Source organism: Acinetobacter bohemicus ANC 3994 (assembly GCF_000367925.1).
In the GTDB taxonomy this organism is placed as follows: Bacteria; Pseudomonadota; Gammaproteobacteria; order Pseudomonadales; family Moraxellaceae; genus Acinetobacter; species Acinetobacter bohemicus.
Genome location: NZ_KB849164.1, coordinates 456,507 through 468,446, shown reverse-complemented (window position 1 = coordinate 468,446; position 11,940 = coordinate 456,507). Strand labels below are relative to the sequence as shown.

At 40.7% G+C, this 11,940-nt stretch carries 12 protein-coding genes; 6 read left to right on the top strand and 6 right to left on the bottom strand.

What is annotated here, in order from left to right; genetic code table 11:
• Nucleotides 1–134 precede the first annotated feature (134 nt).
• Both F994_RS02135 and F994_RS02130 read right to left on the bottom strand, forming a co-directional pair.
• Nucleotides 135–593 carry an acyl-CoA thioesterase gene (locus tag F994_RS02135; RefSeq protein WP_004648384.1) on the bottom strand — a complete coding sequence of 153 codons (459 nt, stop codon included), beginning with the start codon at nucleotides 591–593 and terminating at the stop codon, nucleotides 135–137.
• A 334-nt stretch (nucleotides 594–927) separates the two neighbouring features.
• Entirely contained in the window at nucleotides 928–2,310 is a 1,383-nt protein-coding gene (locus F994_RS02130; RefSeq protein ID WP_004648382.1) for a Do family serine endopeptidase, read from the bottom strand.
• A 228-nt stretch (nucleotides 2,311–2,538) separates the two neighbouring features.
• Between F994_RS02130 and nadB the strand changes: the two genes are divergently transcribed.
• Nucleotides 2,539–4,182 carry an L-aspartate oxidase gene (nadB, locus tag F994_RS02125; RefSeq protein ID WP_167555788.1) on the top strand — a complete coding sequence of 548 codons (1,644 nt, stop codon included), beginning with the start codon at nucleotides 2,539–2,541 and terminating at the stop codon, nucleotides 4,180–4,182.
• 75 nt (nucleotides 4,183–4,257) lie between these two features.
• On the opposite strand, the gene F994_RS02120 is transcribed toward nadB, so the two are convergent.
• From F994_RS02120 to pabC, 4 genes are all read right to left on the bottom strand, one after another.
• Entirely contained in the window at nucleotides 4,258–4,674 is a 417-nt protein-coding gene (locus tag F994_RS02120) for a PaaI family thioesterase (RefSeq protein WP_004648380.1), read from the bottom strand.
• A 92-nt stretch (nucleotides 4,675–4,766) separates the two neighbouring features.
• Nucleotides 4,767–5,366 carry a dTMP kinase gene (gene tmk, locus F994_RS02115; protein ID WP_004648379.1) on the bottom strand — a complete coding sequence of 200 codons (600 nt, stop codon included), beginning with the start codon at nucleotides 5,364–5,366 and terminating at the stop codon, nucleotides 4,767–4,769.
• 3 nt (nucleotides 5,367–5,369) lie between these two features.
• Nucleotides 5,370–6,416, bottom strand: a complete 1,047-nt coding sequence (mltG, locus tag F994_RS02110; protein ID WP_004648378.1) for an endolytic transglycosylase MltG — start codon at nucleotides 6,414–6,416, stop codon at nucleotides 5,370–5,372.
• Between the two features lies 1 nt (nucleotide 6,417).
• Nucleotides 6,418–7,230, bottom strand: a complete 813-nt coding sequence (gene pabC / locus F994_RS02105) for an aminodeoxychorismate lyase (RefSeq protein ID WP_004648377.1) — start codon at nucleotides 7,228–7,230, stop codon at nucleotides 6,418–6,420.
• 162 nt (nucleotides 7,231–7,392) lie between these two features.
• On the opposite strand from pabC, the gene F994_RS02100 reads away from it, so the two are divergent.
• From F994_RS02100 to F994_RS02080, 5 genes are all read left to right on the top strand, one after another.
• Nucleotides 7,393–8,403, top strand: coding sequence for a sulfate ABC transporter substrate-binding protein (locus F994_RS02100; RefSeq protein ID WP_004648376.1), 1,011 nt, complete (start codon nucleotides 7,393–7,395; stop codon nucleotides 8,401–8,403).
• 38 nt (nucleotides 8,404–8,441) lie between these two features.
• Nucleotides 8,442–9,047: an alpha/beta hydrolase gene (locus F994_RS02095; protein WP_004648375.1), complete on the top strand. Its 606-nt coding sequence runs from the start codon at nucleotides 8,442–8,444 to the stop codon at nucleotides 9,045–9,047.
• An 83-nt stretch (nucleotides 9,048–9,130) separates the two neighbouring features.
• A complete protein-coding gene (gene cysT / locus F994_RS02090; protein WP_004648374.1) occupies nucleotides 9,131–9,964 on the top strand; it encodes a sulfate ABC transporter permease subunit CysT in 834 nt (277 codons plus the stop codon).
• Nucleotides 9,961–10,854, top strand: a complete 894-nt coding sequence (gene cysW / locus F994_RS02085) for a sulfate ABC transporter permease subunit CysW (RefSeq protein WP_004648373.1) — start codon at nucleotides 9,961–9,963, stop codon at nucleotides 10,852–10,854. The genes cysT and cysW overlap by 4 nt, the downstream gene beginning before the upstream one ends.
• Nucleotides 10,855–10,865: 11 nt before the next feature.
• Nucleotides 10,866–11,927, top strand: a complete 1,062-nt coding sequence (locus tag F994_RS02080) for a sulfate/molybdate ABC transporter ATP-binding protein (RefSeq protein WP_004648372.1) — start codon at nucleotides 10,866–10,868, stop codon at nucleotides 11,925–11,927.
• The last annotated feature ends 13 nt before the right edge of the window (nucleotides 11,928–11,940 follow it).

Genomic DNA, 11,940 nt, shown 5'->3' with positions numbered 1-11,940 from the left:
GTCAAAAATACATAGAGCTTTTAAAAATAGTCCCATTCTTCTACAAAAGTGCCCCACAAATTACTCCGATAAAAGTATGGATTGCTGAACATCAATGGAATCAGAACTTTTGAGTTTCACTCAAATCCAGTTCGCTACTGATTATTCAAATTAATAGAGGTAAAATCTAAGGGATTAATATCCACAGCCAGCGGTTGATAAGCTTGGGTAAAAGTCGGCGACATTCTTTTTGGTCGACCTGTTGCAATTTCGACACAAGCCCATTTGGTATTGCCTGAAAATAAAACAGCCTGATCTTGCGGACGATAGAACACATATTGGCGGAATAAATACAGTGCATTGATCTCATTCAACCATGTTCTTAAAATAATTTTTTCGCCTTCGAACGCAGCTTTACGATATTGCACATGATGCTCCACAGCCACCATTGCATGCTTCAATTCAAGATATTCCTTCAGCCCCAAACCTAAGGAATCAATATGTGCTGTGGCAACTTGCTGCATCCATTGCATATAGACCACATTATTGACATGCCCCAAACGGTCAATATGCTCTGCTTGAACGGTCATTTCTAAATCAAAAACTGTACTCATTTATTTTTTACAACCCTTACGCTTTGGAAAATTTCGTTCAAGCTAAACAGTCTACGTAATTTTTAGATTGAGTAAAATTGCAAAATATAAAAAAACCACTCATTTTCAGAGTGGTTTTAAGCTGGATCAATTGATGCTATACCAATTTTTAAAATTAAATTATCACCTTTTATCAGCTAAAATCCCTCCCAACCTCCCTTTGAAAAAGGGAGGAGTGACAAAAATTCAAATACTTATCTGATCCGTGATATTCCCCCTCTTTAATAAAGATGAGAAGCATTGCTTCGCAAGAGGGGAGATTTTTAGAATATTGAGATATTTATTAAAATTGCTGTTATTCAATACGCATACCCAACATTGCGTGTTGATTTTGACGAATAATCGAAACACGTGCAATTGAACCTTTCTTCAATTCAGAAACAGACTGAATAAAATCATCACTATTGAGAATGGCTTTATTATTAATTTGAGTAATGATATCCCCTGCGATCATGCGTGATTGCGCAGCAATTCCCCCTAACTTCACTTCTTGCACCAGAATCCCGCCCTTAACATCCAGCTGTGATTGCTCATTGGCTGTTAAATTACGAATCGTGACCCCTAAAACAGGCCCTTTTTGTTGCGCTGTTTGCTCTACTTTTGCAGGGGTGTCATCTGGAGCCGTCGTTAAGGTCGCTGAAATATTACGTACCTTATCATCACGTAAAACTTGTAACTGAATGACTTGATTCGGCAAAGTTCGGTTTAAATAATTCAATAAATCAGAGGTTCTTGAAATGGCTGAACCATTAAATTTTAAGATCACATCACCTGACTTAAAGCCAGCTTTGGCTGCGGGTGAGTTTGGCGTCACTTGTGTAACCAGTGAACCTTCTGGTTTTGGTAAATTATAAGATTCAGCGAGGTTACGATCGATATCTTGCAGCATCACGCCTAAATATGAACGCGTTACCTTACCGTTCTTTTTCAATTGATCTGCGACATCCATTGCCACATCAATCGGAATGGAAAAAGACAAGCCCATATAGCCACCGGTCCCACTAAAAATTCGTGAGTTGACCCCAACCACTTCACCATTTTGGTTAAACAATGGACCACCTGAATTTCCCGGATTCAAAGCCACATCGGTTTGAATAAACGGTACGGAGGTTTCCCCCATCATGTTACGCATTTTGGCACTGACAATGCCGGCAGAAGCTGAATAATCAAAACCAAATGGCGAACCAATGGCAAGTACAGGCTCTCCGACTCGAAGTCGATCCACATTGCCGGTACGTAATTCAGGAAAATTTGAACCCTTTACTTTAAGCAGCGCAACATCTGTACGTTCATCACTGCCCACCACTATCGCATCAATTTCACGGCGATCATTCAACCGAATGGTGACTTTCGAGGCATCTTCCACCACATGATGATTGGTCAATAGGTAACCATCTTTACTGATAAAGAATGCACTGCCATACGCTGTTTTTTCTTGTGGTGCTTGTTGCTGAGGAATAATCACTTGATTACCAAAGAAACGACGCAGAATTTCAGGAACTTGTTGCTGTAATAATTCCTCCTGTGTCATTTTTTTAACAACATTTACGCTGACCACAGCAGGACTAACTTGTTCAACCAAATTAGAAAAGTCGACTGAAGATGCTGCTTGTGTTTGCACCGCTACCATCGTAAAAACAGCAGCATATATTCCTTTTTGTACATAGCGATTTTTCATGTAAAGCATTCGCTCCATTGCGTTATAAATATCTGTAAACCGTTTTTAGCATAAAAATTGTCTATCTTAAGTAATAATATGTTTGATTATATTTGTATAAACAACAGCTTAAAGATTGCTTAAAATTGTGTTGGCTTATTGCTTTTTCTCATCATACATTAGCATATTAGCTCTTGTTTTTTGATCAAAAAAGCGTTGTCATTAGCAAACTTTTTTTCAAATTAGCTGATGGACATGTCTAATTTAAACTTAACGCATCATTTTGATGTGATCATTGTGGGAAGTGGCGGCGCAGGTTTAAGTCTGGCTTTGTCACTTCCGGATCATTTCAATATTGCAGTTTTGGCAAAATCGGCTTTAACAGATGCAAGTACATTTTACGCGCAAGGCGGTGTGGCGGCGGTTCTAGATGAAACCGATTCCATTGAACAGCACATTGATGACACCATGATCGCAGGTGCGCAGCTCTGTGAACTGGAAGCCGTCAAACAAACGGTAGAAGGCGGAAAACCTTCGGTTGATTTCCTGTTAAAGCATGGCGTGCAATTCACCTTAGATGAACAAGAACAATTGCATTTAACCCGTGAAGGTGGACATTCACAGCGCCGAATTATTCATGCAGCAGATGCAACGGGTCGTGCTATTTCAACCACCTTAGTACAACGCGCTGAAGAAAAGAAAAATATTACCATTTTTGAAAACTACATTGCGATTGATCTGATTACCTCACAAAAACTGGGCTTAGAAGATGTAAAGAATCGTGCATTGGGCCTATATGTTCTAGATGAGAAAACTGAAAAAATACACACTTTCTTAGCGCCTTCAATTGCTTTGGCTTGTGGCGGGGCAATGAAAGCCTATCTTTATACCTCTAATCCTGATATCGCAACAGGTGATGGTATTGCTATGGCATATCGAGCTGGATGCCGTGTTGCCAATATGGAATTTAATCAGTTTCATCCAACGTGCCTTTATCATCCTCAAGCACGTTCATTTCTCATTACTGAAGCCATGCGCGGTGAAGGGGCCTATTTACGCCTTCCAGATGGTGAGCGTTTCATGCTGCGTTTTGACGAACGCGCTGAACTTGCTCCACGCGATATTGTGGCACGCGCGATTGACTATGAAATTAAACGTTTAGGCATTCGTCATGTCTGGCTCGACATCACGCATAAATCTGCTGAATTTGTCACAGAACACTTCCCTACACTTTATGCTCGTTTATTAGAATTGGGCATTGATATTACCAAAGAGATGATTCCTGTCGTTCCTGCCGCTCACTATACCTGTGGCGGTGTTGTGGTCGACAAAAACAGTCAGACCGACATCGAAGGACTATATGCCATTGGTGAAACCTCTTATACAGGTTTACACGGTGCTAACCGAATGGCAAGCAACTCACTTTTAGAGTGTTTTGTATATGGTATGAGTGCGGCTAAACATATTGAAAGCCAGTTTAATACCGACTATGTCTCTCCAAATGTGCCTGCTTGGGACGATTCGCAAGTCACTAATCCCGATGAAGACGTGGTTATTTTGCAAAACTGGGATGAACTACGTCAGACCATGTGGAACTATGTCGGCATTGTTCGTACTACTAAGCGCTTAGAACGTGCTTTGCATCGTATTGAAATGCTTAAACAAGAAATTAATGAGTATTATCATGACTATCAAGTAAGTAAGAACTTGATTGAACTACGTAATTTAGTTCTGGTGTCTGAGATGATTGTACGCTGCGCCATGGAACGCAAAGAGTCACGTGGTCTACATTTTACCTTAGACTATCCTGAACTTGCTCCCGAACTACGTAAAACCATATTACTGCCACCAAACTTTCAAACAGAAACCCCCTTGGTCAATGCAGAAAGTTAAATTTAAGTACTGGTAAAACCCATAAAAAAGCCGAACATTTTTGTTCGGCTTTTTTTAAATCAATATAGAAAGTCTTTATCGCTGCGGCGGTATGGAATAAGTTCCCACCACATGCGCAATCGGCTCATCTGAATCCAGAGAATATAACCATACATCACCCACAATCAGTGCCTTACCGACTTTCATTAATTTACAAACCGCACGAATATTCTGTTCTGCTGACGGTTTTCTTAAAAAATTAGTGGATAAATTGGTGGTTACCGCCAAAGCGACAATGCCAATTTCGCCCAATATCGCAATATAAAGCGCATAATCGGCAGCGGTCATCATCGTCGGTCCTGACACTGTTCCGCCCGGTCGTAAATCAGCAGCACCCACATGGTAAATAATGGATGCCCCCTTTTCAGTTACGGTTTCTATCTCGCATTTTTCAAGACTTTGTGGAAATTCGGCCTGTAAAAAAGAAATAATCTCTGCCTTGGTACTTTTCATTTACGTTCATCTTCATCCATGATGACTCTGAATATAAAAGAATAATTTACCTTAAGCACTGATTTTTTGATCTTTTTTTAATCTAAAACAAGCTACTTCAGATAAGCCACAGCCTGTTCAAAGACTTGTTCAGGATTTTGCGTGGCATCTAGGCGTTTCATGCGTTCAGGAGACTGTTCAAATAGTTCCTGATAACCTGCTCTGACTTTTTCAAAAAAAGCGACTTTCTCTTGTTCAAAACGATCTAACGCACCACGTTCCCGTGCACGAGACATGCCCAGTTCAATCGGTGCATCAAGCCAGAAAGTAACGCTGGGCATATGTGAAACAAAGTTTTGATTCAACACATTCAGTTTTTCTCGGCTTAAGCCTCGACCTGCACATTGATAGGCAAAACTGGCATCGGTAAAACGGTCACATAACACGGTTTTCCCTACCAGCAAAGCCGGTACAATCACTTGTTGCAAATGCTGCGCACGTGCGGCATACATTAAAAGCAGCTCAGTATCATTCGACATATTTTCATCATGATTGACGGATAACAACAGCGAACGAATTTGTTCTGCCATCGGTGTACCACCCGGCTCACGCGTCAATACCACCTCTTGCCCTTGCTGCACTAAATATTCATAAATTTTACGAATGAGTGTGGTTTTCCCGACACCTTCAGTGCCTTCAAAACTAATAAACATCCATCACTCCTTCTTCGATTTTAATACAGATAAGTAATCCTGCACTGCACGATTATGCTCATCTAAACTTGCGGTAAATGTATGCCCGCCATTGCCCGTTGCAACAAAATAAATATTATTTGAACCATCTGGATGCATGGCTGCTTCAATTGCTTTTTGACTTGGCAACGCAATTGGGGTTGGTGGTAAGCCATTAATGGTATAGGTATTATAGGCGGTAGGTGTACGTAAATCTGTACGGGTGATATTGCCATTATAACGATCCCCCATACCATAAATTACCGTAGGGTCCGTTTGTAGACGCATGCCCATTTTTAAACGTCGCACAAATACGCCAGAAACTTGCTCTAGCTCACGATCAAGACTGGTTTCTTTTTCAATAATTGAAGCCATAATTAAGGCTTCATATTTATCTTTGTACGGTAAATCAGCTGCACGATTTGCCCATGCGGCATCCAAAGCTTTCATTTGACGATGATATAAATCAGTCAAAATCTTTTTATCTGTTTCACCTTTGGCAAAGAAATAGGTATCTGGTGCAAACAATCCTTCAGGATGATTAAACGGAATATTTAACGCTTTCAGCATTTGATCTTGAGGAAGATTCAAAACTTCTTTCGTGACTAAATCATCTTTTTTTAAGCTTTCAATTAACTGTTTAAATGTCGTGCCTTCAATCACCAAAATACGATTCATTTGTGCATTTTCAGAATTCGACAGCATGTCCATGACTTGACGCACCGACATGCCTTCATGAACCTCATAAACACCTGCTTTTAAGGTGTCATGAATCATAATTTTTTGATAAAGCTTAAGAATAATGGGAAAACTAATTTTATCTTCTTTGGCTAAACGATCAATAAAACCAGAATAAGTGTCACCAGCTCCAATCGCGAGCATCTGTTTTTTGCCTTCAATCGGATAGGACTTAAATAAACTTGACCATAAGATAACGGAAGCCAGCGCAATAAGCCCGACAATGAAAATAACCAAGCCTTTCAAAGGAAATATTGCTGCTTTCTTTTTTGATTTTTGCTTTGTGCTGGACATATTAACGAATCTGATTCAATTGAAGGATATTAAAGAGTTCAATACAGGCTTGAACATTCAAAGGTCGCTGCTGAAATTCAGTCACGACTTTCATTGGGCTTAAGGCATTACAGAAAAACAGACTTTCAAATTTTGAAATTTCTTCCAGATCAATAAAGCGCTGTTCGCAAGCAATCCCCTGTTGCTGCATACGAGATAAAATCTCGGCACGCATCACACCATGCACACCATTATAACGAAGTTCTGGAGTAATCCATGTATTGTTTAAACGAATGAAGCAATTACTACTGACGCCTTCAACCACCGAACCTTGTACATCGGTGACCAGTGCTTCAGTCCAGCCTTTCTGATCTGCCTCATGTTTTAATAAAACTTGTTCCAAACGGTTCAGACTTTTTAAACCAACCAAACTGGGCATGGTTAAACCGAGAACTTGCTGCAATAAACCCGATTTAATTTTTTCAACTTGAAAATCATCCACTGCTTTGGGATAAAAAAACACCCATACATCGGCAGGATGATCAGGCAAACTATAGCCACGCTGACCATCACCACGACTAATCACAATTTTAAGTGTGCCATTCACGGCTAAATATTGCTGTTGCAGTAAAACTAAACTTTTTTGAATCAACTTTAAATCGGCTTGTAACAGCAGACGTTCACAACTAAAAGCTAAGCGTGCCATATGCAAATTTTCAAGTTCAATTTTGCCATGCCGAACGCGTGCTGTACTAAAACAACCATCACCATAATGGAAAGCACGGTCCAATAATGTGACCTCGCTTATTTGCTGCGCATTCTTAAAACTGAGCATTTCAAAACATCCTGTGAATGATGACCTAGTTTAAGAACAGCTGAATGCGTTTAATATCTCTTTTATTCATATAAAATTCATTTTTTATTATTTTTTACGCATAAAAGATAGCGCTATTCTCAGCCCATGTTCTAAACATCTAAAAATTATTGAGGAAAACACATGCGCTTTTCAAAATTAAAACTTGGGATTGTTGCGGCACTTCTTTCTGTTTCATCATTGAATGTTGTAGCCAAAGACTTCTTAAACGTGTCCTATGATCCAACCCGTGAACTTTATGAAAACTTCAATAAAGAGTTCGGTACATATTGGAAAAAATCGACTGGACAAGAGCTTAATTTCAAACAGTCACACGGTGGTTCAGGTAAACAAGCGCGTGCGGTAATTGATGGTTTAGATGCAGACGTGGTCACACTGGCTTTAGCAGCAGACATTGATGCGATTGCAGAAAAAACCAATTTACTGCCTAAAGATTGGCAAAAGAAATTCCCACAAAATTCAACCCCATATACATCAACTATTGTCTTTTTGGTTCGTAAAGACAACCCTAAAAAGATTAAAGATTGGGGCGATTTAGTGAAACCGGGTGTCGAAATTGTGACCCCAAACCCAAAAACTTCCGGCGGTGCACGTTGGAACTATTTAGCAGCATGGGCTTGGGCTAAACACCAACCGGGCGGTAATGATGCAAAAGCCCATGAATTTGTACGTCAAATTTATAAACAAACTAAAGTTCTGGACTCAGGTGCTCGTGGTTCAACCACAACATTTGCTGAACGCGGTATTGGCGATGTATTGCTGGCTTGGGAAAACGAAGCTTACTTAGCTGTTCGCGAACAACCGGGTAAATTCCAAATTATTACCCCATCTTTATCTATTTTAGCTGAGCCACCGGTGGCGATTGTTGAAAAAAATGTTCAGAAAGATGGCAATGCCAATGTGGCAAAAGCTTATTTGAATTTCTTGTATTCACCGCTGGGTCAGGACATTGCAGCCAAAAATTATTACCGTCCACGTAATGCAGCCGTGTTGAAAAAATACAGCACTACATTTAAGCCATTAAAACTGGTGACCATTGATAAAGAATTTGGTGGCTGGAACAAAGTTCAGAAGAAACACTTCGAAACTGGTGGCGTTTTCGATCAAATTGTAAAAGCAAACAATACGCAATAAGCCATTATTGATTCAGCAGTATTCATTGGAGCAAAGACATGATTCATACCGTTATTGTGCCAGGCGTTGGAGGCAGCGAATATGCCCACTGGCAATCTTGGTTACAACGACAACTCATGTCTTGCTCACGTGTACAGCAGCAAGATTGGAATCAACCCATCTTGCAAGACTGGATTAGCGCATTTGTAAATACAGTACGCCCAATCCAAAATGAGATTCAAATTGTTGCACATAGTTTTGGCTGTCTCACCACAGTTGCAGCACTGGCTCAGCATCCAGAATTAAATCAAAAAATTAAAAATTTGATTTTGGTGGCTCCTGCTAATCCTGCACGTTTTGGTGAAGCTGGTTTTTCACGTGATAGCCAACAAGATTATCAACGCTATTTTCATCAACTCAAAATTGCCGTCCCAACTACATTACTCATTAGTGAAAATGATCCTTGGTTAAATTTTGCAGATGCAAAATGCTTAGCCAAAGCATGGCAACTCAATCCGATTAATTTAGGTCAAGTGGGACATATTAATGTTGCTTCTGGCTTTGGTCCATTTCCTGAAATTTATGATTACTTAATTTCAGAAAATGTATTGCAGCACATCAATTTTACTGATGATAGCAAGTACTTTTTTAAATTTGCAATTTAAAGTCTGCAAATTATGCTTGCGCCAATTAAACATTTATTTTCGCTGACTTTATTGGTCAGCTTTCGCTCTTTTAAGGAGTAGTCATGTCGCAGCGATCCCGAGTGCTGCCAGGATTTGGTCTTTCCTTAGGCTTTACCCTAGCGTATTTATCATTAATTGTTCTTATTCCATTGTCCGCCGTGTTTATTAAATCATTGGGAATTGGATGGGATGGTCTATGGGAAATTCTCAGTTCAGAACGCATCCTGAAATCTTTGCAGTTAAGTTTTAGTGCTGCACTTATTGCAGCCTTAATCAATGTGGTGTTTGGCTTATTACTGGCATGGTGCTTAGTGCGTTATACCTTCCCCGGTAAACGTATTGTTGATGCATTGGTCGATTTACCTTTTGCTCTACCCACAGCAGTGGCAGGTATTGCGCTCACATCTTTATATGCACCGACAGGTTGGATTGGTCAGTACTTAGAACCATTAGGCATTCAAGTGGCTTATACGCCTATTGGTATTACATTGGCATTGATTTTTATTGGTCTACCGTTTGTGGTGCGTACTGTACAACCTGTTTTGAGCGATTTAGAAACTGAACTTGAAGAAGCTGCGTCAGCATTGGGTGCTAACCGTTTGCAAATTGTGACCAAAATCATTATGCCGATTTTATTTCCTGCATTACTGACTGGTTTTGCTTTGGCCTTTGCTCGCGGTGTCGGTGAATATGGTTCGGTTATTTTTATTGCGGGTAATCAACCCTTTGAAACTGAAATCGCACCCTTGATGATTATTTCTCGTTTAGAAGAATATGATTACGCCGGTGCAACCACCATTGCCGTGGTCATGTTGGTTCTTTCATTTGCTATTTTGTTCCTGATTAACTTGCTACAAGCATGGGCAAGCCGTCGTACAGGGAGAACTACGCCATGAGCTTAATGACCAATAGCAATGCCTTAGCAGAAAAACTGCAATCTCGTGATGCGACCCGTGAACCGACTTGGGTACGTTATACGCTCATCACCATTGCACTGATTTTCTTTATGAGCTGCCTGATCTTACCTTTGATTTTGGTGTTCGTTGAAGCCTTTAAACAAGGTGTTGGCGTTTACTTCCAAGCTTTGGTTCATCCAGATACTTTGTCTGCGGTAAAACTGACCTTAATTACGGCGGCAATTGCTGTGCCCATCAATGTGATCTTTGGTGTTGCCGCGGCTTGGTCGGTGGCAAAATTTAACTTCCGTGGTAAATCTATTTTAACCACCATTATTGATATGCCGTTTTCTGTGTCGCCCGTTGTCGCAGGTTTGATGGTGGTATTGATTTTCGGTTCTCAAGGTTGGATCGGCGGTTGGCTGATGGATCACGATATTAAAATCCTGTATGCCACACCTGCCATTGTGCTTGCCACCATTTTCATTACTGTGCCATTTGTGGCTCGTGAACTGATTCCTTTAATGGAAGCACAAGGCACAGAGGAAGAAGAAGCTGCAATTGTACTGGGTGCTTCAGGCTGGCAAACCTTCTGGAAAGTGACCTTACCGAACATTAAATGGGGTTTAATCTACGGCGTAATTCTGTGTAATGCACGTGCAATGGGTGAATTCGGTGCGGTATCGGTAGTTTCCGGACATATTCGTGGCGAAACCAATACGCTACCTTTACACGTTGAAATCCTTTATAACGAATATACCTTTAGTGCTGCATTTGCCGTGTCATCGCTGTTGGCTCTGCTCGCGATTGTGACCCTCATTTTAAAAGCATGGGTTGAGATTCGCCAAGAAAATCAAAGTAAACGTAATGAAGATGCAACAGTTTCTTAAGGAATGACATCATGAGTATTCAAGTTAAAAATATTGAAAAACACTTTGGTGCATTCCATGCACTGAATAACATTTCACTGGATTTTCCAGAGGGTCAATTGGTTGCATTACTTGGCCCTTCAGGTTGTGGTAAAACTACGCTACTGCGCATTATTGCCGGTTTAGAATCAGCAGATGGCGGTCAAGTGATCCTTGAAGGCGAAGATGCTACTGATGTGCATGTACGTGAACGTCAAGTCGGTTTTGTCTTCCAACATTACGCACTTTTCCGCCACATGACTGTGTTCGAAAACATTGCTTTTGGTTTACGTGTCCGTCCACGCTCTACTCGTCCTTCTGAGGCCGAAATTAAAAAACGTGTCACGCGTTTACTTGATCTGGTTCAATTGGGCTTTTTGGCTGACCGTTTCCCTGCACAGTTATCTGGGGGACAACGTCAACGTATTGCTTTGGCGCGAGCACTCGCGGTTGAACCACGTGTGCTATTACTGGATGAACCTTTTGGTGCATTAGATGCTAAAGTCCGTAAAGAGCTGCGTCGCTGGTTACGGACTTTGCATGACGAATTACATATTACTTCAATTTTTGTCACACACGATCAAGAAGAAGCTTTAGAAGTTGCGGACCAAATTATTGTGATGAATAAAGGCAATGTAGAGCAAATTGGTTCACCACGTGAAGTCTATGAAAAGCCGGCAACACCTTTCGTCTTCGACTTTCTGGGTCAAGCCAATCGTTTTGAAGGTCAAAACCAACAAGGCATTATTCACATTGGTGAAGATCGTCTTCAGTTGCCACAAGTAAAAGATGCGCCACAAGGTGAAATTATTGCCTTTGCCCGTCCAAATGAACTGCACATTCATGCGACTCCACAAGAAAATGCCATCCAAGCCACTTTTTTACGTGAAATCTGGATTGCGGGTAAAGTGCTTGCCGAACTGCAAGATCGCCAAGGTAATTTAATTGAAATTTCGCTTCATTCAGATGAAGTAAAATTACATCAATTTAAACCGAATCAAACGGTGTGGTTAAGCCCAACGGCATTACATTTATTTGCCAATGACGTTGCTTAATTGCACATCGATG